The following is a 23,858-nucleotide window of genomic DNA, read 5'->3' on the forward strand; positions in this document are numbered from 1 at the left end:
CGGCTGGGGTGCCTGGGGTGGGGGGGTGGGGCAAGCCCCCATCGCGCGCAAGCGCGCTCCTACAGGGCGGGGTAAGGACACGGCAAGCACGCTCCTACCTCAGGCTAGTTCGGCGACGGCGCGGCGGACGGAGTCGATGCCGCCCGCCTGGGTGTTGGTGGCCTGGGCGACGTCGGAGACACGGTCTAGCAACGTGGTGACGGAGCCGAGGATGGTGCGCATCGCGTCGCCGGCCTCACCGCTGCGCTCGCTGCCTTCACGGACACGATCCAGCGTGTTTTCGATCAGGGTGCGGATATCGCGCGCGGAATCGGCACTGCGTTGGGAAAGCATGCGGACTTCCTGCGCCACCACGGCGAAGCCCTTGCCGTGCACACCCGATCGAGCGGCTTCGATCGATGCGTTCAACGCGAGGATGTTGGTCTGGAAGGCGATCGAATCGATCAGGCTCACGATGTCGGCAATGTCGCGCGCGCCATCCTGGATCGCGCCCATGGTGGCGATCACGGCATCGACCATGGCGCCGCCATCCGCAGCGGAGCGGCTGGCCTGGGTGGCGAGCGCATTGGTCGCGCGGGCCTGCTCGGCGATCGCCGGCACGGTATCGGCCAGTTCGGTCAGCGAAGCGTGGAGCGCACGCGTGGCGCGGGTCTGCGCGGTCACGTCCGTCGCGTATTTCACCACCTTGAACGGTCGGCCGGCCATGTCGAAGATCGGGTTGTAGCTGCCCTGGATCCACACCTCGCGGCCCTGGCGATCCATGCGATGGTAAAGGCCCGAATCGTATTCACCGCGGCCGAGCTTTTCCCAGAACGCCCGGTACGCCTGGCTCTCGCGCTGGGCGCGATCGACGAACATGCGGTGGTGCTCGCCGACCACTTCATCGCGTGTGTAACCCATGGTGTCCAGGAAGTTGTCATTCGCCTCGAGGATGTGCCCATCCAGGCTGAAACTGATCACTGCCTGCGCCTTGTCGATCGCCGCCAGACGCCCTTCCATATCCGCGGCGCGCAGGCGCTGCTCGGTGACATCGGTGGCGAATTTCACGACGCGTACGGGGTGGCCGCGGCGGTCGAGCACCGGGTTGTAACTGGCCTGGATCCAGACCTCACGGCCGCCTGCGCCGAGGCGGCGGTACAGCCCCATGTCCGGCTCACCCGAACCCAGGCGCTTCCAGAACGCGGCGTATTCGGGGGTCTCTGCTTCGGCGGGATCCAGGAACAGGCGATGGTGCCGCCCCACGATGTCACGCAGGGAATACCCCATGGCATCAAGGAAGTTCTGGTTCGCCGAAAGGATCGTCCCATCGAGCGAGAACTCGATGACCGCCTGGGTCTTGTTGAGCGCATCCATCTTCCCGCGCACACCTGACCGGCGGGCGCCCACGAAGGCGCGAAGACTAGCGATGATGCTGGATGCCATTGCCGTGTCGCTCCCCTGGTTGACCCTCAGGGGCTACTTATCGTCGCGACGAGGTGTGTGCTGAATAGCCGATGCCGAATTTACCCAACGATTTCGCGACGCGTATTCGGGCGGGCTATTCGACCGCGCCGATACCGAGTTCCCGGGCATCGGAAGCGCCACGATCGTCCACCACGCGGACGAGGAAACGGCCGGTACGCTCCGGTGTCCACATCCAGGTCTGGCCGGCAGGAACGCTGCCGACGTAGGCGTTATCGACGAACCAGTAGAGGGTGCGCGCACCGGCGTCGCTCGTGGCCGTGAACGCGACCTTGTCCTGGCCAAAGCGGGAGACCCGGACCTGGTACGTGCTGCCTTTGAGTGGCGACGTGATCCGCGGCGGGTCGCCGGGAGGTTGCCCGCCCCCCTGGCAATCCGGCAACGGTGGTGGCGTACGCCGTGGCATGCCCGCCTGGGCGAAGACGCGCGCCAGGTCGGAGGGCCAGTACTCGAAGACCTCGGTATGCGTCGTGTCTGGATCGAACGGCGGACATGCCGGTTTCCCGCTGCGGTTATCCACGACGACAGGGCGGTGCACGTTACTCACCTTGATGGGCGACTTTCCGGGAATGAACCAGGTGCTGCCTACCTGCGGACACCAGGCGTTGGGCAGGTCGCCGCTGGCAAGGCAGATCGCGACACGGCGCAGGTTCGGCGGGTTGCGCCGGATCGGTTCGGCGAGCCCCGGGCGCTCCGCACGCAAGGCATCCGCGATGCGGAAGAACAACGGGGCCGCGGCATCGACGCCGACGAATGCGGGGTTGCCCGTGCTATCGAAGTTACCGATCCAGACTACCAACACGTAAGGGCCGAACGATCCCGCCGTCCACGCATCGCGAAAGCCCCACGAGGTGCCGGTTTTCCAGTAGACAGGCAGACGCGACGACTGCGCCGCCACGGCATCGTCCGGGCGCGGATTTTGCCGCAACATGTCCATCACCATGAAGCTGGCTTCCTCGCTGAGCAGACGCGTGCCTTTTGTCACCGGCTGCGTGGCGTCCGTGCGCAGCGGCCGTAACTCGCCGCGGTTCGCCAGCATGGCGTAGAGCCCGGCCAGTTCCTGCATGGTGACTTCACCGCCACCGAGCACCAGGGCGAGGCCGTAGTGTTGTTCGGTCTGCATCCGCGAAATACCGGCATCGCGCAGGAACTGATAAAGATTCGGGTTACCGAGACGCGCAGCGACCTGCACGGCCGGAATATTGCGGCTGCGTACCAGAGCCTGCGTGGCGGTGACCGGGCCGAGGAAGCGGCCATCGAAGTTTTCCGGCGTATACGGGCCGAATGCGGACGGCACATCGCGCAGCACGGTCTCCGGGTGCAGGATGCCCTGGTCAAAGCCCAGGGCATAAATGAAGGGCTTGAGTGTCGAGCCCGGCGAACGTTTGGCCTGGGTCCCGTTCACCTGGCCAAAGATCGCCGGATCGAAATAATCCGCCGAACCGACCATGGCCTTGATGCCCATGTCACGCGTATCGACCAGCAACGCAGCAGCATTGCGAATGCCGCGGCCGCTCGTGTGTTCCACGTACTGGCGCACCTGGCGTTCAAGGCTGTGCTGCAGGCCTAGATCAAGGGTCGTGGTGACCCGCATGTCATCGCCACCGCTAAGTCGGCGCTCGGCCAGCACCTGTTCCACGAAATGCGGTGCCTCGAATGGCAGGCGCGAGAGCGGGCGCAGTCGCAGTGGCAGGTCGAACAACGCGCGGGCGCTGGCGTCATCCGGGTGGCGCTCGACCCATCGCGCGAACAGTCGATCGCGCGATGCGCGCAAGGCCTTGTCGATGACGCTGGTGCCGTTGATGTTACCGGGCACACCGCGCGCGGGCTCTTGCGGGATCACCGCCAGAGTCAGCGCCTCCGGCAGGCTCAGCCGGGCCGGTGGCTTGCTGAAATAGGCCAGGCTGGCGGCGCCGACGCCTTCGACATTACGGCCATACGGCGCCGCGTTGAGGTACGCCTCGAGGATATCGTGCTTGGAGAATTGCAGTTCGAGCTGCACGGCATGCATCGCTTGCCGCAGTTTGCCGCCGGGGCTGCGTGTATCCAGATGCCATAGCAAGCGCGCCAGCTGCATCGTCACGGTCGATCCGCCCTGCGGGTCGCCGTGACGCACGTAAGTCACCCATGCGCCGCGCAGCAAGCCCCACGCGGATACGCCTGGATGCCAACGGAACCAGCGGTCTTCGTGGAGCAAGACACCCTCGACGAGTGAGGGCGAGATGTCCTCCAGCGGCACCCACAATCGATAGCGATCGTCGCTGGCCAGGGTCAGGCGCAGCAGCTGGCCGTGGTCGTCGTATATGGCGGTGGACGAAGGCAGCCATGCACGCAACGGATCGTGCGGCCACCACCGGCATGCCGCCGGCACGGCCGCGACCAGCAACAACGCCACGAGGACGTTGTGCCAGCGCGGCCAGCGAAGGCGAGACAACCACCGCTTCACGTCAGGGCTTCGACTCCACCGTCAGCTTGCCGCCGCCCGGTGCCGTGCCCTGCGTGCCACGGTCGTACAGCGATTCCACCTGCGCTGGCGGGATCACGAACGTGCCGGCATTGGTTGCCTTGATCCGGTAGATGAACTCCTGCACGTCGCTCGAGGCGTAACCGTAGACCACGACGCGATCCTCGCGCACATCGGCGTACTCCGGCTTCCAGGTCGAGCGCGGATCGCCGATAGGCGAATGCCAGGCAGGTGTCGCATCGCTATCACCTTCTGCATCACCGTCAGTGTCACCTTCGCTGTTGCCGTCGTCCGTATCCGAGGTCGCTTCTTCGGACGTTGTTGCAGCCTGATCATCCGGCGAAGGCGGGGTCTCGGTATCGAGCACGGGCTCGAAGCCACCGGGCAGCAGGTCAGTGATCGCGATGTTGTCCTCGCCATCGCCCTTGGTGGCACGCACGCGTACATGCACGTCGACCTCATCGCCCACCGCGACCTTGCTGATCGCGTTGCCTTTCGTATCCGTGTAGCTGCGGGTGATCTCCAGGCCATCCTTGCGCGTCTGCGTGGACGGTGTGCGGTCGAAGCCCGCCTGGGTCACCGCGTACCACGCCATGCTATCGGCGTCGTTGACGAGACGCAGGCGTTGCGCGGCGGCAGGGAAATGGGCATCGAGCACGACGCCTTGCGGCGTGCCGATCGAAGTGACCGTGCCGTCTTTCGCGACGGAACCGATCGACAGCTTATCGACGACCGCACCGCCGTCCTTCGCCCAGGCATCCAGCGCGAGAATGATCATGCCCGACGACAAGGTGTTGTAGTGGCCCTTGCCCAGCGGGCGCACCAGGGTGTCGACCACGCTGGGCGACAGATCCTTCGCCTGTTCCGGGAAGTGTTTTGCCAGCAGGTAAAGCACCGTGGCATCACGGATCGCCGGGTCGTAGTAGTCACCGTAGGCGTATGTCTCGTCGCTCTTCCTCAGCAGTAGCTTGCGTGGACCCGCGATCAGCTCACTGGCCACCTTGTCCTGGTGCAGCAGGCGATACGACGCAGCAAGCCACGCCGCGGCCGCATCGTCCTTCCAGGTCGTGGCATAGGCCTCCTGAAGCCGCCGCTGCACGGAGGCGAGGTCGTTGGTGGTGACAACGCCCTGGCGCGTCAGCAGGTAGATGGCGTAGGCGCGTTGGCGCATCTCGGCCAGGCTGTCGCCGCTGTCATCGGCGGCGATCTGGCGCAAGGCCTTGTTCGCGGCATCGAGCATGTCGCGCGGTACCGCCACGCCACGGTCGCTGGCTTCGATCAAGTAATGCACGGCGTAGTCGGTAGCGAAGACGTGCGTATCGGGCGTCGCCGTCCACAGGCCGAAACCACCTTGCCCGTTCTGGCGAGCGCGCAGCGTATCGAACAGCGCGGCCACCGGATCCACCGTGGTGGTCGTACCCGACGGCATCTGCGCAGGCTTCACGTCACCAAACTCCGGACGCTTACCAAGGATCAGCGCGGGCATCGCCGCACTGATCACCTGCTCCGTGCAGTAGTGCGGGAAGTCCACGAGGTAAGCCGCCAGGCCACGTGCGAGCACGACCGGCACCGTGGAGAATGCCGCGTCACGACGGGCGTACGCATCGAACATGTCGCGCAGGCCGGTGACGTCGGTGCGGCCGTGGGCATCCACATGCCCAAAGGCCAGTTCAGTGCGCATCGCCGATGCGGGACGCACGGAGAGATCCACGCCCTGTCGCGCGGATTTGCCATTGGCGCCCGCCGTGAAGGCGAGGTGGCCCGAGCCGAGCTTGTCGGTGGCGCGCACGCGGAAGATCGCGGCGCCCTCGCGCATTTCGCCTAGCTGGAGCGTCTGCGTCGACTCGCCCACGACCTGCAGTTGCGGGCCGGTCTTCAGGGTGACCGCTACCGGAATGGTCTTACCACCCAGCCCCGTGAGGTTGTTGGCCACGCCGACGCTGACTTCAGCTTCGTCACCCGGCGCCAGGGTCGTCGGCACGTTGGGCGAGAGGACGAAGTCACCGCGTACCGTCGTAGCACCCTCGAAGGTACCGATGCGTTCGGGTGACACCGCGACCGCCATGACCCGCAACTTACCATTGAAGTAGTCGGGCACCTTCCAGGTGAGGTCACGCGCTCCGTCCACATCGACGATGCCGGACCAGAATGCCACCGGCTTGTCCTGCTTGCGCCGGAACGGGTTGAGCTGGCGACCGATAGCACCTTCCGCGTCGCCGCCGGGGGCAGCCAGCGTGGTGAGCTTGGTGAAGTCCGGGATGATCAGGTCGAGGATCTGCGTCGTCGTGACTTCGAGCATGCGCTTGCGGAAGAAGTACTGCAGCGGATCGCCGAGCTTATAGCGAGCCACTTGCAGTATGCCTTCATCCACGGCAAACACGACAGCGCGCGTCGGCGCGGATGAGGTGACATGGAAGGTCAGCGTGTCGCCAGGCTTGACCAGGTCCGGCGTCTCCACGCGCAGGCCTTCCTTGCGCGCATCCATGTTCACCGAGAACGGTACGACGCCAAACGACAGCGGGCTCATGAAGATCTCGTCAGATGACGGATCGCGCACATACTGCACGTTGATGTAGCCGTTGCCCTCGAAACCTTCAGGCACCGTGATGTGTTGAACCGAGCTGGTCGTATCCGCGTGGAACCACGCGTGCGCATAGACCTTGTCGCGCTCGATCGTGATCAGGCCGCTACCGGCATACGGTGCGCGGATCGCGATATCGACGGACTCGCCGGGGGCATAGTCCTTCTTCGACAACGCAAGCTGCAGTTCCGCATTGCGCTCCAGCGAACGCGAGACGTTGCCTTCGCCCGCGACAGACCAGGCGACGCGATTCACTTCCTTGCCGTCGGCGTTCTTCACCACCAGCGCGAAATTGCCGGGCTTGCTGGTCGGCAGCGCCACGTCGAGGCCAGCCGCCGGAATCGTGAGCGGGGTTTCCGTGAGCGTCGTTTCACGCGCCTTCGATTCGTATTTGTAGACGCCCGAGTCCTGCTTGGTCAGCACCGAGACGTAGCGCGTTTCGACGATGGCCTGTTTCAGCCCGGCGAGCTCCATGCGCTTCGCTTCGGGGTTGATCGCCACCAGGTTCACCTTGCGCTCGGCATCGCGCGCCACGTATTCGAGGTTGTCCGGGGCACGGTAGCCCACCAGCCAGTCGTTCGACGAGACCATGCCCTGCGTGGCGGCGGCCACACTGCGGCCCCCTTCCGCCTCATAGGCCTTGGCCAGGAAGTACAGTTGGTAGGTGGCGTCGGCATAGCGCGACAGATCGAGCGGGAATTCCGCGTGGCCCTTGTCGTCGGATTTCTGGTCCGCCAGCTTTTCCTCGAACCCATCCTTGGCGCGGCGGATGTCGTAGAAGTGATAGTCCTTGAAGCTGGGAAACGAGGGGAACGCCGGGCGCAGGGTTAGCGACCCTTCGACGCGACGGCCTGCCGCGGGCGTTCCGAACAGGTTCTGCACATCGACAAGCGCCTTGAGCTGCGTGGGCTTCACCCAGCCTTCGGGCACGGCAGCGGACAGTTTTGCCGAGACCTTCATGCGATCCGGTTGAAATTCCTTGACCTGCACGGTGGTGTCGCCGATCTGCGAGTACGGCTTGCCGTCCTTCGCGATGTACAGGTTCACCGTCCAGTTGCCGGTAGGCGAGGTCTCTGCCGTGGTGTAGTCGAGCTCGGCGAAGCCGGCCTGATCCATCGTGACCGGCTGCTGGCGTACCGTGGTGCCACGCGGGTCCACGATCTGGGCGACCAGCGGAATCCCGGCGACGCTGCGCGTCCAGGTACTGGCACGCACAATCAGGCCGATGTGGAACTGATCACCGGGGCGGTAGATGCCGCGATCGGAGAACAGGTAGCCGGAAAGTTCGCCAGCGCTCGCCGCGCTCATGTCGCCGCCGATGTCGAAGCGCGAGAAATCGAGCTGGCGATCGCGCGCGCTGATCGGCAGGAACGAGAGATCCTCGCCCTGGCGGACGACCACCATGGCTGGCTCCTTCTCCTGCACGAAGCCGGCGAGGCCAGCGAAGTGCGCATGGCCGTCGGCGCCCGTGGCCTGGGTAAGCAACGTCGTACCGTTCTTGGCGATGACCGCTACCGTCGCCCCGGCGGCCGGCTGGCCGCTACGGATCGACTGCACGTAGATGTCGCGGCTGCCGTCGGCGGCGCGCTTGGCGATGACACCGAGATCGGTGATAACCACCAGGCGCTGGTCGCTGGGCCACTCATACGAGGTGTAACCGCCATCACGATCGAAGCGCTCACCGGCCTGGGTCGCCGCGGCATCCGGGTCACCACCGGCTTCGCGGCCCGCGGCTTCACGCGCCTGGTCCATCGCCTTGTCACGCAGCTCCTTCTCGTGCGCGGCGTCGTAACCCTGCAGCTTCAGCAGGAACACGCCACGCTTGCCGGCCGCCAGGTACTGGCCGACATCGAACCCTTCGTAGTGCGCCTTGCCCGGACCTTCATCAGCGATCGGAATCTTCTTGACGAAGCGCTCGGTAATGTTCTCCTCGCCGATGCCGTACAACTCCGGCTTGGCGTAGGTGCCACTCCCCAGGGTCACCAGGTGCTGCAACTGATCAGGCAGCACGCGGCCCACCACCACACGCAGGCCGGGCATGTTGCGCGACACGATCGAGACGCGGTGGTCGCCCGAAAGCGACAGCAACGCACCATCGGACATGAAACGCAGCAGGCGCGGGTATTCGGGAACCGCGAGGATCTCGGTGTACGCCTTCGGCATCACGTAGCCGCCGAACGAAGTCATGCCCTTGTCGACGCGAACGTAGAGCCGATCGCCCGGCTGTGCGTGGAAGCGGAAGCTCTGCGTTTCCGACCAGTCGTTCTCGGTGGGGACCACACCCACTTTCACCGAGGTCCAGCTGCGCAACGCGGCGTCGCTGACCTGCTCCGGATTGTGGACATCCGCGTTGGCGGGCACCACCCAGGCGTGCACGTGCCTGGTCAGGTCCGCATCGCTCACCGCGTTCGCGAATGCCATGGTCACGACCTGCTCCGGCTCGAAGCGGTCGTTGTCGACCAGCGTCGCCTGCATCTCGTTGATCTTCAGGCTGTACAGGCCGGGCACGCGCACGCTGGTTTCCAGCGCCTTTTCCGTCCCATCGCCGCCGCGGCTGCTGCGTACGCCATCGGCCAGCTTCATGCCCACGGCGCCATCGTCGCGCGGGAGCTGCAACGGCATCGAGTGGACGAAGGCGTTCAGGTGGTGCTCGTCGTACGTGACGCTGAACTTGAGGTCGGCGCCGTGCTTCTGGTCATGCTCGCGCAGATCGAGCGCGATGCGCTTTTCCAGTTCCGCGGCATCCACTGGATAATTGAAGGCCAGCTGGATGATGGTCTTGCGCCGGGTCGGGTCCTGCGGATCCTGATAGAACTCCCCGTTGGTCACGCGGGCGGTGAACGGTGCCGTGTTGAACGTGGCGTCGTCATCCGCCAGGAGCACATGCGGTGCGAAGACCTTGGCCTTGTCGAAGCGCACATCGAACTTGCGGCCGACCGGCCAGTCGGTGGCGGGCGTGAAAACCAGGGTGCGATCGTCCTGCCATTTCCATTGGCCGGCCTGGCGTGGCTCCATCGCGATGCCATCAGTGACTGGCTTGCCCAGCGATTCGATGCGCGCGGCGGAGCCGGAGAAGCGGATCTCCAGCGCATGGATGTCCGGGCGCGTATCGCTGTAGTCGGTGACCGCAGGGGCGGCCACTTCGAACGTGATGCGATTGGGCTCAGCGGCGCGTGGCCGGTTCTGCCACCAGTGCCAGCCAAACCATCCTGCGGCCACCAGTACCAGGACGCCGGCGATGGTGCCGGTGAACTTCAGGGGGTGTTGGCGGGCTGCCTTGCCTGTTGCCGGGACCCATGCGGGGGCCGACCAGGCCACGTTGCCAAAGAGGGGCCGCAGCACCAGGCCGAGCAGCCAGCCAAGGCCGCGCAGCAGGCGTACCGGGAGCATCGCGAGGAAGCGCAGGAGATCCATGTGCCGTTCCAATCCTTTCACGTAAGGCGGGTGGCCGCCGGGGGCCGGGGTACACGCGGGCCCGGCCGCTCAAAGGCGGTCGCGTGGCTCGCGGTTGTCCCCAGACATAGCTTGCGCGTCACCCCTGTCGCGCTGGCGACGGGATTCTGACATATCAGCGGCATGGATCGGCCAGTCCGGCGACGCCGAGGCAACGCAATACGAGAATTCTGAAAAAAACCACGCATTCGCCATCGCGTGACCGGCCGCACGGCATGCTGCGCCGCGATGCATGTGCCTCGCCAAACGCGCTATCGTCGGCAGGCTTCGTCGCGTGGTCGGCGAAGAGGTCCTGGTGCGATGGATCGCGCGGGCCACCATGGATGACCCGCGCCGTGGGAGCAGGAGGCGAGGCTCGGGTGGAAACGGTGATATGCGATGAGCGAGCACGCCATGAGTCCGTACGATCGCGCCCCTACCTCGGACCACGAGTTCCGCGAACTGGCCGATTTCGCACCGGTCATGATCTGGCGCGCCGGCACGGACAAGCGCTGCGACTGGTTCAACCAACCGTGGCTCGACTACACCGGCCGCAGCATGGCCGAGGAGGTGGGTGAGGGTTGGGCGGACGGCGTCCATCCCGACGACCTCCAGCGCTGCCTGGCCACGTATATCGGCGCCTTCGATGCCCGCGAGCCTTTCTCCATGGAGTACCGCCTGCGCCGCCGGGATGGCGAGTACTGCTGGATGCTGGATAACGGCGCGCCTTTCTACCGTGACGGCCATTTCGCCGGCTACTGGGGCAGCTGCATCGATGTGACCGCGCACCGGGAGGCGCAGCGTACCCAACGGATCATCATCAGCGAACTCAACCACCGGGTGAAGAACACCCTGGCGGTCGTGCAGGCCATGGCGATCCAGAGCTTCCGTGGGCAGCGCCCGGTGGAGGAATCCCTGGCCCAGTTTGAGAGCCGGCTATGTGCGCTGGCGGGAGCTCACGATCTGCTCGTCGCGCGCGCCTGGGAAGAGGTCGCCCTGCGCGGCATCGTGGAGGCGACCGTGGCCCCTCACGATCCAGGGGGTTCGCTCGTAAGCATGCAGGGCCCGCCCCTGATGCTGCGGTCGGAGCCGGCCGTCTCCGTGGCGATGGCCCTGCACGAACTACTGACCAACGCGATCAAGTACGGGGCGCTCTCGGTCCCGGGCGGCACGGTACGCCTGACGTGGAGCCACGTGCCCGCGCGCCACGCCGTTCGCCTGGAATGGAAGGAGAGCGGCGGTCCGCCCGTCGAACCGCCGGTCCAGCGGGGGTTCGGTACCCGCTTCATCGAGCGCGTGCTGGCCGCACATGCAGGTGGTACCGCGGCGATCACCTTTGCCGCGGACGGGGTCCACTGTGTCTTCGAGGCGGAGGCCCGATCCGGCGCCGAGATTTCTTTTCCCCCACATGTCGATCAGGCGTAACCCCGTTCGACGTCTCCATGAAGGCCCGGACTACCTGGGCCAACGATAAGGAGAGGGACGATGCGATTCATGGTCATGGTGCGTGCTAACCCGACATCCGAGTCGGGCGCGATGCCCAGCGAGGCCCTGCTCACGGCCATGGGCCACTTCAATGAGGAGCTGGTCCGCGCGGGGGTCTTGCTCGCCGCCGAGGGCCTGCACCCCAGTGCCCAGGGGGCGCGGATCCGCTTTAACGGTGACCGCCGCGAGGTGATCGACGGTCCTTTCGCCGAAGCCCGTGAACTGATCGCCGGGTTCTGGCTGATCCAGGTACGCTCCCTGGACGAAGCCCTCGAATGGATGAAGCGCTGCCCCAACCCGTTCGAGGATGGGGCCTCCGAGATCGAGATCCGCCGGGTTTTCGAGGCTGAGGACTTCGGCGCCGAGTTCACTCCCGAAGCCCGCGCGCAGGAAGCACGCCAGCGTGCCGACCTTGCCGGTCGCCACTAACCCCCACCGCCACGAGGATCCACCTATGAAGATCACCCCGTACCTGCATTTCAAGGACAACTGCGAAGAAGCGTTCACATTCTACGAGCAGGCGCTCGATGGAAAGATCGCGATGGTGAGCCGGTTCAAGGACATGCCCCTGCCGCCGGAGGGTGCTGAAAAGAACGAGGGCTGTGGACCTGGCGCCATGGACATGTCCAGCATGGGCGAGAAGATCATGCACATCCGCCTGGTGGTCGGCGACGCGATCCTGATGGGTTCGGATACGCCGCCGGTATTCGAGCACAAGGGCAAGGTCGAGGGCTGCACCATCGCGCTGGGCTTCGATACGGGTGCTGAGGCCGAAAAGGCGTTCAACGCGCTGGCAAAGCGCGGCAAAGTTACCATGCACATGGCCGAAACGTTCTGGGCTGACCGCTTTGGCATGCTCGACGATGCGTTCGGTGTGTCGTGGATGGTGAATGGCGGTGAGAAGGCCGCCCCGTAAGGAGAAAGAACGATGCGATTCCTGATCGTCCGCAAGGCGGATGCCGATACCGAAGCCGGGGCCCCGGTGACCCAGGGCCTCGTCGATGCCATGGCCGAGTACTGCGACCAGCTAGCGTCCAAAGGGCGGTTCCACGCAGGTGAAGGCCTGAAGCCCAGCCGAGAAGGCGTGCGGGTCAGCTTTACCGCCGGGCGGACGCCAGTGGTCGTGGATGGTCCATTCGCCGAGGCGAAGGAGCTGGTCGCCGGCTTTAGCGTCATTGACGCCGACACCATCGAGCAGGCGGTCGACTGGGTGAAGGGCTGGCCGGCGGAGGATGCCAACGGCAACGCCGAGATCGAGGTACGGCCCATCGGCTGCCCAGGTGGGCTCAGCAACTTTGGCGATCCTGCCGAGGACGACTCGGAACGCCCGCGCTACATGGTGATGCTCAAGGCCAACGCGCGCAGCGAAACCGACTGGAATCCCGGCCCCGAGATCCTCGGGCGCATGGCCGAAGCCAACCGGGCCGGCCACGAGGCCGGCCACCTGATCGCCGGCAATGGCCTGTCCTCAAGCGCGCATGGCAAACGCGTTCGCTTCAGCAAGGGCCAGCCGCAGGTGTTCGACGGGCCGTTCGCCGAAATCAAGGAGATGGTGGCGGGCTTCTGGATCCTGCGGGTGGATAGCCTGGACGAGGTGATCGCGTGGACACGCACCTACCCGTTCCCTGATGGCGATGACGCGCGGCTCGAGATCCGCCCGCTGTACAGCATGAAGGAACTACTCGCCCCGCTGGCCTGATGCGGCAGCGCGGCTTGCCTGTCATGGCGGCGGATGGTGTCATCCGTCGCCATGACCGACCCTGCCCATCGCGCCATCGATGCGATCTGGAAGATCGAATCCCCTCGCCTCATCGCGACCATCGCACGCATGGTCCGCGACCTCGACCTTGCCGAAGAGCTGGCCCAGGATGCGCTGGTTTCCGCGCTTGAGCAGTGGCCGCGCGATGGCGTCCCGCGCAATCCCGGCGCCTGGCTGACCCAGGCCGCCAAGCACCGCGCGGTGGACCGCATCCGCCGGGAGCGCATGGCGGGCCGCAAGCTCGAAGCCCTGGGCCAGGATATGGAAGGGCTCCTGGAGTCCCACGATGAGGCCTTGATCGACGCGCTGGATGACGATATCGGCGACGACATGCTGCGGCTGATCTTCACCGCCTGCCACCCGGCCCTCTCCATCGAAGCCCAGGTCGCACTGACCCTGCGTCTGCTCGGAGGCCTTGCGACCGATGAAATCGCACGGGCGTTCCTCGTACCGGAAGCGACCGTGGCGCAGCGAATCGTGCGCGCCAAGCGCACGCTCGCGGGCGAGGCCGTGGTTTATGAAGTGCCGCGCGGTGATGAGCTCAAGGAGCGCCTGAGCGCGGTGCTGCGTGTGGTGTACCTGGTATTCAACGAGGGCTACGCCGCCACGGCGGGCGACGACTGGATGCGCCCCGGGCTGTGTGAAGAAGCGCTGCGACTTGGCCGCATCCTCGCCGAACTCATGCCACGCGAAGCCGAGGTCCACGGCCTCGTCGCACTCATGGAGATCCAGGCCTCACGCACCGGTGCACGCACCCGGCCCGATGGCGAGCCCATCCTGTTGATGGACCAGGACCGCGGCCGCTGGGATCGTTTGTTGATAACACGTGGCCTGAAGGCGCTGGACCGCGCCGGCAAGCTCGGTGGCGCGCATGGACCCTACGCCCTCCAGGCGGCCATCGCCGCATGCCATGCCCGCGCACCGCGCGGCGAAGATACCGACTGGCAGGGCATGGCCGCACTGTACGCCGAGCTGGTCGAGGTGATGCCATCGCCGGTCGTCGAACTCAACCGCGCCGTGGCGGTATCCATGGCCGAAGGTCCCGCACCCGCCCTGGCGATCGTGGAATCCCTCGCCGACGAGCCCACGCTGAAGGGTTACCACCTGCTCCCCAGCGTCCGCGGCGACCTGCTCTACCGCCTGGGCCGGTTCAACGCCGCGCGCGAGGCATTCCTGCAAGCCGCAAGCATGACCCGCAATGAACGCGAAAAAACGCTATTGGAAGATCGCGCTAAAACCTGCAGCGACCATTTGTAGGAGCGCGCTTGGTCAATGGGTGATGTCGATATTGACGTTGGTGCCGTCGGGAACATCCTGCAGTTCATGCAGCACCGAGCCGGTGATCTCAAAATGCTCGCGCGCCGGAACCGGGTTGAAATTCTCGACGGTGTATTCGCCTTCAGCAAATACCGGCAGCGTGACGTACGTGTAGCATTCGCCATCGGCACACACCTTGCCGGCTTCGATCAGTGCTTCAACCAGCGGCGGTAGCAGCCATTCATCGGCGATCTCTTCGCGCAGCAGTTGGTTGAACGCCTCGACGTTATCCGCCACACGCTCCACCTCACCCGTGCCTGTGTTCAACCAGAACACACCGCCTTCGTCCGTCTCGTAGAACATGTCGCCCAATGCCGTAAATAGCAGGGGCGTGAATGTGTCACCGATGCACCAGTCCCAGGAAGCCGCAAGTGCGTCGATCGCTTCCTTGTCGGGCGTGCAGGTCAGTTCTTTCCAGGTGAGGGGCATGGGGGATGGCCGGGGTGGGGGTACGCGGATTGTACCCCTTACGGGTTAGCGTCGATGGCTCGCGTTACCGCCCGTACGAAATCGCCCCGCGCTTTTGCCTGCGCGTCGTCGGTCGCCACAGGCCATGCGGCCAGTTGCACGATCACCAGATGGCGCGTGGGGTCGACGTGTAACAGCTGGCCAAAGATGCCGATGCCCGCGAAGGCACCGCTATCCCAGGTCCACCACTGGTAGCCGTAGCCGCGGCCCTGCGTGCCGATATCCGCATGTTTTTTCGTGGCATCGGCGAGCCAGCCTTCGGCTAGTACGGCTTTACCACCCGCGATGCCGCCATCAAGCAGGAACTGGCCGAGCCGGGCATAGTCACCGAGCGTCGCGGATACGCCCGAGCCACCCGCCTCGGTACCGTCCACATCATCTTTCAACCACAGCGCGTCGCTGGCCATCCCGTAGGGGCGCCAGATCTTCTCCGAGAGATAGGCGGCGAGGGTCTTGCCCGTGGCACGGTTGATCAGGATGCCGATGAGATCGGTCTCGCCTGTCTTGTAAACCCAACGCTCGCCTGGCGCGAATGCTCGCGGCAACGGTGCCATGTACGTCACGAGCAACGGCTCGCCAGGCACGCGGCGGCCCTCGTACATCTGTGCCACGTCCGAGTGCGGATCGCTGTAGTCCTCGTTCCAGCGCACGCCGGATGTCATCGTGAGCAGCTGGCGCACCGAGACATCGCGATACGCACCGGCCGCCAGTTCCGGGATGTAGCGCACCACCTTGTCGTCGAGCGAGTGGATGGCGCCATCGCGCAGCGCGGCACCCACCAGCGTGGAGGTAAACGACTTGGCGACAGAGAACGAAGTCCAGCGCGTGCGCGCGTCGGCCCCGAGTCCATAGCGCTCCAGCCGGACCTTGCCGTCCTGCACGACCATGATGCCGGCGACGTGGTGGTCTGCCATGTACCCATCGAGTGAGATGCCGTCATCAAACGCGGGAACGATGGGTTTGCCCGCCGGCAGCGGATGCGCCACGCCATGCTTCACCACGTTGCTGGCGTACTGGGTGTCCATCGCCCGGAAATTCGCCTCGCGTTGGGCCTGGTTCCAGAACAGCACATCGGTCCGACGGGCATGCGGCGTGGCACAACCTGCCGCAAGCAGCGCAACGAAGGCGAGGGACAGATGTTTCATGTGGTTTTCCGTGCGCGTCGGCGAATCTCGAATCCGCCCAGCGCGATCGAGGCGAGGATGAACGGACCGAAGCCGTAGATCACCCGATAAGCGAGCAGCGCGGCTAGGACCTGGGCCCGTTGTTCCTGCGGGAACGCAGCGAGGGTCAACGCTTCGAACGCACCGATGCCACCCGGCGTATTGCTTAGAATACCGGCGAGAACCGCGCCTACGTAGATCGGCGCAAAGTCGAGGAAACTACCGGCAATCTCCGGTGGCAACAGCAGGTACATGGTGAGGATGGCACCGATCATCTCGATGACGCCGATCGCGATCTGCGAGGCGGCGGAACGTGCCGAGGGCACCGGCGTGGTGAACTTCCACACCTTGAGTTCGTCGTGCTTACCGGCCAGCCAGTGCAGCAACAGGACGAAGGCGACGACCAGGCCCATGCCGAGCCAGCGCCCCCATTCATTGGCGATAGAAGGTTCCATGACCAGCGCGATGCAGGTCACCGCGGCAAAGCCCATACCGACCGAAAAGCCGACGAGGCCGACGATGCGCGCGACATCCGGCGCACGGACGCCTTGCGTCGACAGCACGCGGTAGCGCAATGCGGTACCGGTGATCGCGTGGAAGCCCAGTGCATTGCAGATCGCATGCGTGGTCGCGCCGGAGAAGATCTTCATCTTCATGGATACCTTGCCCGGCACCACGGTCTCCACGGCGAACACGTCGTACGCCGTCAGGCAGGCCCAGCTCGCCAGTGCCGCGCCGATCGAACCCACCACGTGCCAGCGGGGAATACGCGCCAGCGCGTCGCGCACGTCGTGCCACGCCATCTTCGCGATATAGCGATGTAGCAGGAACGCCGCCGCGCCCACGATAGCCAGCGTGACGCCGTATTTCAGCGCACGGATGGCGAGGGTTTTTCCCCGGGGGGGCTGGCCTGGAGCGCTCAACGGAACATCCGTGCGGTAACGGTGGTTGCCGATGATAGCCGACCGCCCGAGCGCAGGGCGCCCGGACTATACGACGTGGCCGTCGCGAATTTCGATGGTATGGCCTTGCAGCGCGTCCACGTCCGCAGGGTCGTGGGTAATGACCAGCAGTTGCAGGTCGAGCCGCTGTTGCAAGGCCAGGAGCTCCGCGCGCATGCGCCCACGCAGCACCGGGTCCAGCGCGGCGAACGGTTCGTCGAGCAAGACAAGGCGAGGCTCAGCGGCCAGCGCACGGGCCAGCGCCACGCGTTGGCGCTGGCCACCCGATATACGCGAGGGGTAACTGTCGGCCACGCCACCGAGTTCAAACAGGTCGAGCAGGTGCGCCACCCGGGCATTGCGCCGGCGCCGCGCCGGGTTTAACCAGCCGCGCGAAAGCGAGAAGGCCACGTTCTGCGCGACGGTCAGGTGCGGGAACAGGGCGTAATCCTGGAAGACATACGCCACACCGCGGTCGCGCGGCGGCAGCGCGATCGCGGCGGTCGCATCGAATAGCGTGTGGCCATCCACGCGGACGTGGCCGGCGTCGGGTTGCAGCAGGCCGGCCATGGCGCGCAGGGTGAGACTCTTACCGGCGCCGGACGGGCCGAACAGGACGATACGCCGCGCTTCCGACGCGAAACTGATATCGAGGTCGAAGTGGCGGTCATCGTCACGCAGCGCCTTGCGGATCGATACATCGACGCTCATGGGCGACTCCGGCGCAGGTGGTCCGGCGCCAGCCAGCCCGCCAGCAACAGGGCGACGATGCAAGTGATCGAGGTGACCGCCACCATGATCGCGGCGCCATGATCATCCCCGGCCTGCACCGCCGCGTAGATCGCCACGGAAAGGGTCTGCGTGCGGCCGGGCAGGTTGCCCGCGATCATCAGCGTGGCACCGAATTCGCCCATGGCGCGCGCGAAGGCGAGCAGCGCCCCAGCCGTAATGCCGCGTGCCGCCAGCGGCAGCGAGACACGGAAGAACACGGCCGCCTCACGCAGGCCTAGCACCCGGGCTGCGCTCTCCAACTGCGGATCCACTGCTTCGAAAGCGGCACGCGCGGCCTTCTGCACCAACGGAAACGCCACCAGGGTGGACGCGATGACGGCGCCTTGCCAGGTGAAGACCAGTTCAATGCCCATCTGGTCCAGCCACGCACCGAACACGCCACGTCGGCCCAGGAGGACCAGCAGGTAGTAGCCGAGCACCGTGGGTGGCAGCACCAGCGGCAAGGTGAGGATCGCATCGACAACCTCGCGAGCGTGCGAACGCCAGCGCGACAAGCCGAATGCCACCGCGACACCGAGCACGAGGTTAAGCGCAGTCGCCCACAAGGCAACCTTCAACGTGAGCAGAAGCGGAACCCAGACCGTATCCACGCCAGGCTTACGGTGCCTCGAAGCCGAAGCCGGACAAGATTCTGCGACCTTCCGCCGACTGCACGAACGCCTCGAATGCGGCGGCATCCTTCGGTTGCTTCGAACCGGCCACCACGGCGATCGGGTACGTGATCGGCTTTGGCGTGGGCACCGTCGCGGCGACCTTGACCTTGTCCTTCATGATCGCCGCGTCGGTAGCGAAGACGAAACCGGCATCGACTTCGCCCCGGGCCACGTAGTCCAGGCTCTGGCGCACGTTCTGGGCCAGTACGCCCTTGGCCGAAACGGCATCCCACAGGCCTTGTTGTTCTAATGCCGCCTTGGTGTAGCGCCCGACCGGCACCGATGCCGGATCACCATACGCCACGCGCTTCACCGCAGCGTCCTTCAGGTCGCCCGGGCCGTGGATAGCGACCTGGCTGTCATGCGGCACCACGAGCACAAGACGGTTGGAGGCGAAGTCCTTGCGTGTGGCCGGGTCGATCGCCTGGGCGGCGGCGGCCTTGTCCATCGCGGTCTGGTCGGCGGAGGCGAAGACATCGGCGGGCGCGCCGCTGGTGATCTGCCGCAGCAGCACATCCGATGCCGCGAAATTCAGGACGACATGCGTGCCGGGGTGCTTCGTCTCGTAGGCCTTGCCGACCGCCTGGAAGGCATCGGTGAGGCTGGACGCGGCCGACACCACCAGGTCGGCGGCCGATGCCGTCGATACGCCGGTGACGAGCAGTAATGCAGCGAGCAGGCGAAGGCGCATGGCGGTGTATTCCGGTAAGGGAGGCTGAATGACTATACGCGGGGGTCGATGACGCGCAAACCGCGAGGCGCGGACAAGGATCTCCAAGCCAGCCCCGCGTGAGGGTGGCAGCGTGGCCGGATCGAACAAGGGTACGGCCTACATGAAACTTGCCTTGCGCATCATCGGCGCCTTGTTGGTGCTCGGCACCCTCGTCGTCCTGCTCTTTGCGTGGCTGGATCGCACCGAGATGACGACCGATGCCTATGTCACCGGGCGGATTCACCCGGTGGCGCCGCGTGTGACGGGTACGGTGACCGCCCTTTACGTGAACGACAACCAGCACGTGAAGGCCGGCGATGTGTTGTTACAGCTGGATACGCGCGATTTCGATGTGCGCGTGGAGCAGGCGCAGGCCGACATCGACCGCGCCAGGGGCCAGGTCGCCAGCGCCCAGGCGCAGATCGCGGAGGCCGACGCCACCATCGTCGCTGCGGACGCCAGCGTGCGGAAGACCGGATTCGACCTCACCCGCGCCAGCGAACTGGTCAACGAAACCCCACGCGGCATCTCAAGGCAGGAGTACGACGCCGCGCGCGCCGCCGCGGACTCGGCCAGGGCGAACAAGACCAGTGCCGAGGCGCGCAAGGTCGCGGCCATCGCCACGCTGGAATCGTCAAAGGCACAGGTCGCCACCGGCGAGGCCTCGCTGCATGACGCACAACTGGCGTACGGCTACACCAAGGTCATTGCACCGGTGAGTGGCTACGTCGGCCGGCGCACCGTGGAAGTCGGCGCACGGGTCAGTGCGGGGCAAACCCTGCTGTCGATCGTCTCCGACGATGTCTGGGTAGTGGCCAACTACAAGGAGACCCAACTGCATGGCATGAAACGCGGCACGGAAGCGCGCATGACCGTCGACGCCCTGCCCGACCTCACCTTCGTCGGCCATGTCGACAGCATCTCGCCTGCCTCGGGCTCGCAGTTCGCGCTGCTGCCGCCGGATAACGCCACGGGCAACTTCACCAAGGTCGTGCAGCGCGTGCCAGTCAAGATCCTGTTCAGTGAAGATGACCTGCGCCGCTACCGCGAGCGCCTGCCGCCCGGGCTGTCGACCATCGTGAAGATCCGGGCCGGGGAGGCCTCGAAGTGAAGCGGGCGCGCACCGCGATCCTGCTGTGCGCGGCTGCGCTGGCCGGCTGCGTGCTTGGGCCGGACTATCAGCGCCCCGAGCGGCCTGCGCCTGCCGCGTGGGAGCACCCGACGGGCGCCGATAACAGCGTGCCCGGCGACTGGTGGACGTTGTTCGGCGACGCGGAGCTTGGCCAGCACATTGAAGCCACCCTGGCGGCGAACCAGGACCTCGCCGGGGCGCTGGCTCGCTACGATCAGAGTCGCGCCCTACTCGGGATCGCGCGCGCGGATGAATTTCCGCAGGTGTCGCTGGATCCGGTCGTCCAGCGCGCTCGCACCTCAGGACGGACCGCCAATACATTTCCCCACCTTGAGACCACCCTCTACGCGGTGCCGGTCGACGTGGCCTACGAGGTCGACCTTTGGGGCCGGGTGAGGCGCAGCGTGGAGGCGGCCCGGGCCGATGTGGAAACCGGCGCCGACAGTATCGCCGCACTACGCCTTAGCCTCGCCGCCGCCACGGCGTCGACCTATTTTTCCCTGCGCACGGCGGATCGCGATATCGATGTCCTCGGCCGCACCGTATCGCTGCGTGAAGACGCCCTGCAACTCGCCGACCGCCGCGCGCACGCGGGCGTGGTCGGTGACCTGGATGTGTTGCGCGCTCGCGCCGACCTTGCCCAGACCCGCGCGGATCTTGCGGAGGCCCACCGCCGCCGCGATAACCTTGAAAGCGCGCTCGCGGTACTCGAAGCGCGCGACGCACCCGACTTCCACGTCGCGCCGAAACCCTGGACCCCCACGGTGCCGGAGATCCCGGCCGGCGTTCCCTCGACCCTGCTTACCCGGCGCCCCGACGTGGCCGCCGACGAGCGCTCCCTTGCCGCGGCCAGCGCCCGCATTGGTATAGCGCGCACTGCGTTTTTCCCCTCCGTTCAGCTCACGGCGTCGGCTGGCCTGGCCAGCGACAGTACCGGCGACCTGACCGCGCGCGATAGCCGCCTGTGGAGCCTCGGGCCTCAGGTACATCTGCCCATCTTCGAAGGCGGACGCAACCAGGCGAACCTGGAAGCCGCACAAGCCGCGTATCGCGGCGCCTATGCACGCTGGCGCCAGGACGGGATCGGCGCATTTCGCGACGTGCAGGATGCGCTGAGCGATGGCGCGTGGCTGCGTGAGCAGGGCGTCGCGCTGGGGGCCACCGTGGAGGCGGCGACCTCAGCCGCCAAGGTCTCGCGCTCACGATATGACCGTGGCCTCGCTGGCTACTTCGAAGTCGTGGATTCGGAACGCCAGGCGCTCGCCAGCCAGCGCGCGGCGATCCAGAACGACCAGCAACGCTTGCTCGCGGCGATCTCGCTGGTGAAAGCCCTTGGCGGCGGCTGGAAAGAGGGTGACCCCGTACCACGCCAGCCCGAGGCCAGCGCGTCGGTGTCGCCATGAATGCGGTCGCCGTGCCCGCACCGGTGCCGGCCACGGCGCCCCTGCCCTGGCTTGGCATCGTCGCCGTGCTGCTCGGCGCTATCGCGACTACGCTCACCTCGCGCCTCACTTCCATTGGCCTGGCCGACGTGCGTGGCGCGGTCAGCGCGGGCTTCGATGAAGGCGCCTGGATCTCCACCGCGTTTTCCGCGTCGCAGATGTTCATCGGCCCGCTCGCGATCTTCCTCGGCCGCGCGTACAGCCCCCGCCGCGTGTTGATGGTCGGCGCGGTGGTTTATGGCGTATCCGAACTGCTGATACCGTTCGCTCCCGACCTGCGCAGCATGATCGTGCTGCAGTGTGTAGCCGGTTTGGGTTCGGGCACCTTCATCCCGCTCACCGCATCGTTCATCCTGCTTGGCCTGCCACGCAACCTGTGGCCATGGGGTCTGGCCGCGTATGCGATGAACATCATCCTGGGCCTCAACGTCGCGAGTTCGCTCGAGGGCTGGTACGTCGAGCACGTGACCTGGGACTGGATCTTCTGGCAGAACACGGTGGTCGCCATACCGATGTTCTTTCTCTACTGGTTTGGCCTGCGTCGCCTCCCGATCGATCGTGAGTACCTGCGCGGCGGCGACTTCCGCGGCATGCTCACCGGGTCTATCGGATTTACGCTGGTGTTTATCGCCCTGGACCAGGGCGACCGTCTCGACTGGTTTTCCTCACCGTTCGTGGTGGGCGTGCTTGCGGCGGGTCTCGTCGCACTGGGCCTGTTCCTCTTGCTTGAAACCACCTTGCCGGCGCCGAGCGTTGATTTCGGCCTGTTGATACGACGCAATGTATTCCTCTGCATCCTGCTGATCCTGGCCACACGCTTCCTGGTCACCTCGAGCAATACGCTGGTCGCCAATTTCCTCATCCAGGTGCGCGGCTTGAGGCCGCTCGAAGTGGGTAATGCCCTGCTCTGGGTCGCGCTACCGCAGCTCATCATCGCGCCCACCGTGGCATGGCTGCTCAATCGCATTGATGCACGCTTCGCGATTGGCGTCGGCTTCACGATCGCCACCGCTGGCTTTCTGCTGGCCACCGGCATCACCTCGGAATGGGCTGAGGGTGACTTCAAGGTGGCGTTGCTCTTGCAGGCGGTGGGCGAGACGCTCGAACTCACCGCCGTGATCTACTTCTTTGCCCACCACATCGGCCCGGCCGATGGCATCACTTTCGGCGCGATCATCCAGACGGCGCGCCTGTTTGGCGGTGAACTGGGAACGTCCCTGTTGATCTCGTTTACCCGCAAAGCCGAGCAATACCATTCCAACCTGATCGGTCAGCACGTGTTGAACGATTCGCCCCTGACCGATGCACGCATCAGCGCTTACGCGAGCGCCGTCGGCCCGCTCACGCAGGGCACCGGCGGCGCCGAAGCGCGAGGGGCCGGGCTGGTGGCCGCCGCGGTGCGCGGCCAGGCTTACACGCTATCGATCCTGGACGGCTTCCTGCTGGCCAGTTGCATCGGCACCGCCGCCGTGGTCATTGTGCTGTGCCTCCGCGAGCCCCCGGGCATGCCGACACCGCCGGCAGTCCCGCCGCTGCCGGTACCCGCCACTGCACGACGCGCCTGAACCGCACGGCCGGGCGGGGGCGACACCGTGTCGCATACCGTTCACCGTACGCCATGGCATCATCCCTGGACCCATGTCCGGGGTTGCATTGAAGGGGACGCCAGGTGCGTCGTGGAGCGGCCAGACTGCGTTGGTTGGGATGGATGGCGATCATCGCCGTCTGGCTCACCGCGCTTGCCCCCACGGTCTCCCGCATCAGCGTCTGGAACTTCCCCGATCTCGGCGCCTGGTGTGAGCCTGCCGATGTGCACCACGCCGGTGACGGGATGCAGGGCCACGGCGACGGCGATGCCGCCTGCGGCTACTGCACGCTGTTCGCCCACCATCCAGGCCTCGCCGGCAGCATCCTTGCGGTGGATGTGCCCCGGGTCGCCACTGAGGCCGACGTATCGGTACCGACATGGCGCGCTTTCGTCCCACGCGCCGCCTTCCATGCCCATCCACGAGGTCCGCCGGTCGCCGCGCACGCCTGATCGCTACCGATCCCGCCG

18 protein-coding genes and 1 pseudogene are annotated in these 23,858 nt (G+C 65.9%); 9 read left to right on the forward strand and 10 right to left on the reverse strand.

Annotated elements, in window-relative coordinates; translation table 11 throughout:
* Positions 1 to 99: 99 nt before the first annotated feature.
* The 4 genes and pseudogenes from VGN46_RS20340 to VGN46_RS09655 form a co-directional block, all read right to left on the reverse strand.
* The gene (locus VGN46_RS20340) at positions 100 to 519 is read right to left on the reverse strand and encodes a methyl-accepting chemotaxis protein (protein ID WP_414675244.1); all 420 of its coding nucleotides are present in this window, start codon (positions 517 to 519) and stop codon (positions 100 to 102) included.
* Positions 520 to 642: 123 nt separating this feature from the next.
* A pseudogene (locus VGN46_RS20345) lies at positions 643 to 1,422 on the reverse strand (PAS domain-containing protein); the annotation flags it as partial.
* 115 nt (positions 1,423 to 1,537) lie between these two features.
* Positions 1,538 to 3,895 (reverse strand): penicillin-binding protein 1C, encoded by a 2,358-nt coding sequence (pbpC, locus tag VGN46_RS09650; protein WP_331643137.1) that lies wholly within the window; start codon positions 3,893 to 3,895, stop codon positions 1,538 to 1,540.
* Positions 3,896 to 3,908: 13 nt separating this feature from the next.
* Positions 3,909 to 9,920: an alpha-2-macroglobulin gene (locus VGN46_RS09655; RefSeq protein WP_331643138.1), complete on the reverse strand. Its 6,012-nt coding sequence runs from the start codon at positions 9,918 to 9,920 to the stop codon at positions 3,909 to 3,911.
* A gap of 432 nt (positions 9,921 to 10,352) precedes the next feature.
* Here VGN46_RS09655 and VGN46_RS09660 point away from each other — a divergent pair, with 432 nt between their 5' ends.
* Genes VGN46_RS09660 through VGN46_RS09680 form a run of 5 tightly spaced genes read left to right on the forward strand, consistent with a single transcriptional unit; the run spans position 10,353 to position 14,439 of the window.
* Positions 10,353 to 11,363, forward strand: a complete 1,011-nt coding sequence (locus VGN46_RS09660) for a sensor histidine kinase (protein ID WP_331643139.1) — start codon at positions 10,353 to 10,355, stop codon at positions 11,361 to 11,363.
* Between the two features lie 60 nt (positions 11,364 to 11,423).
* The gene (locus VGN46_RS09665) at positions 11,424 to 11,852 is read left to right on the forward strand and encodes a YciI family protein (protein WP_331643141.1); all 429 of its coding nucleotides are present in this window, start codon (positions 11,424 to 11,426) and stop codon (positions 11,850 to 11,852) included.
* Positions 11,853 to 11,877: 25 nt separating this feature from the next.
* Positions 11,878 to 12,339: a VOC family protein gene (locus VGN46_RS09670; protein WP_331643144.1), complete on the forward strand. Its 462-nt coding sequence runs from the start codon at positions 11,878 to 11,880 to the stop codon at positions 12,337 to 12,339.
* A gap of 12 nt (positions 12,340 to 12,351) precedes the next feature.
* The gene (locus VGN46_RS09675) at positions 12,352 to 13,122 is read left to right on the forward strand and encodes a YciI family protein (protein WP_331643146.1); all 771 of its coding nucleotides are present in this window, start codon (positions 12,352 to 12,354) and stop codon (positions 13,120 to 13,122) included.
* A 51-nt stretch (positions 13,123 to 13,173) separates the two neighbouring features.
* Complete coding sequence (locus VGN46_RS09680; RefSeq protein WP_331643148.1) at positions 13,174 to 14,439, forward strand: RNA polymerase sigma factor; 1,266 nt, start codon at positions 13,174 to 13,176, stop codon at positions 14,437 to 14,439.
* A 12-nt stretch (positions 14,440 to 14,451) separates the two neighbouring features.
* Here the strand turns inward: VGN46_RS09680 and VGN46_RS09685 are convergent, their stop codons facing one another.
* The 6 genes from VGN46_RS09685 to modA form a co-directional block, all read right to left on the reverse strand.
* Entirely contained in the window at positions 14,452 to 14,928 is a 477-nt protein-coding gene (locus VGN46_RS09685) for a T6SS immunity protein Tdi1 domain-containing protein (protein ID WP_331643150.1), read from the reverse strand.
* A gap of 38 nt (positions 14,929 to 14,966) precedes the next feature.
* Complete coding sequence (locus tag VGN46_RS09690; RefSeq protein WP_331643152.1) at positions 14,967 to 16,112, reverse strand: serine hydrolase; 1,146 nt, start codon at positions 16,110 to 16,112, stop codon at positions 14,967 to 14,969.
* Entirely contained in the window at positions 16,109 to 17,053 is a 945-nt protein-coding gene (locus tag VGN46_RS09695; RefSeq protein WP_331643154.1) for a YbhN family protein, read from the reverse strand. Before VGN46_RS09695 ends, VGN46_RS09690 begins: the two co-directional genes overlap by 4 nt.
* 66 nt (positions 17,054 to 17,119) lie before the next feature.
* On the reverse strand, positions 17,120 to 17,782 hold the full coding sequence (locus VGN46_RS09700; RefSeq protein WP_331643155.1) for an ATP-binding cassette domain-containing protein: 663 nt from the start codon (positions 17,780 to 17,782) through the stop codon (positions 17,120 to 17,122).
* Complete coding sequence (modB, locus tag VGN46_RS09705) at positions 17,779 to 18,453, reverse strand: molybdate ABC transporter permease subunit (RefSeq protein ID WP_331643157.1); 675 nt, start codon at positions 18,451 to 18,453, stop codon at positions 17,779 to 17,781. Before modB ends, VGN46_RS09700 begins: the two co-directional genes overlap by 4 nt.
* 7 nt (positions 18,454 to 18,460) lie before the next feature.
* A complete protein-coding gene (gene modA / locus VGN46_RS09710) occupies positions 18,461 to 19,207 on the reverse strand; it encodes a molybdate ABC transporter substrate-binding protein (protein ID WP_331643159.1) in 747 nt (248 codons plus the stop codon).
* A gap of 142 nt (positions 19,208 to 19,349) precedes the next feature.
* Between modA and VGN46_RS09715 the strand changes: the two genes are divergently transcribed.
* From VGN46_RS09715 to VGN46_RS09730, 4 genes are all read left to right on the forward strand, one after another.
* Positions 19,350 to 20,339 (forward strand): HlyD family secretion protein, encoded by a 990-nt coding sequence (locus tag VGN46_RS09715; RefSeq protein WP_331643161.1) that lies wholly within the window; start codon positions 19,350 to 19,352, stop codon positions 20,337 to 20,339.
* Positions 20,336 to 21,763: an efflux transporter outer membrane subunit gene (locus VGN46_RS09720; RefSeq protein WP_331643163.1), complete on the forward strand. Its 1,428-nt coding sequence runs from the start codon at positions 20,336 to 20,338 to the stop codon at positions 21,761 to 21,763. Before VGN46_RS09715 ends, VGN46_RS09720 begins: the two co-directional genes overlap by 4 nt.
* A complete protein-coding gene (locus tag VGN46_RS09725; protein ID WP_331643166.1) occupies positions 21,760 to 23,367 on the forward strand; it encodes an MFS transporter in 1,608 nt (535 codons plus the stop codon). Before VGN46_RS09720 ends, VGN46_RS09725 begins: the two co-directional genes overlap by 4 nt.
* A gap of 143 nt (positions 23,368 to 23,510) precedes the next feature.
* Positions 23,511 to 23,840, forward strand: a complete 330-nt coding sequence (locus VGN46_RS09730) for a DUF2946 domain-containing protein (protein WP_331643168.1) — start codon at positions 23,511 to 23,513, stop codon at positions 23,838 to 23,840.
* Positions 23,841 to 23,858: the final 18 nt, after the last annotated feature.

The sequence above is a fragment of the Luteibacter sp. genome, from assembly GCF_036500425.1.
Taxonomy (GTDB): Bacteria; Pseudomonadota; Gammaproteobacteria; order Xanthomonadales; family Rhodanobacteraceae; genus Luteibacter.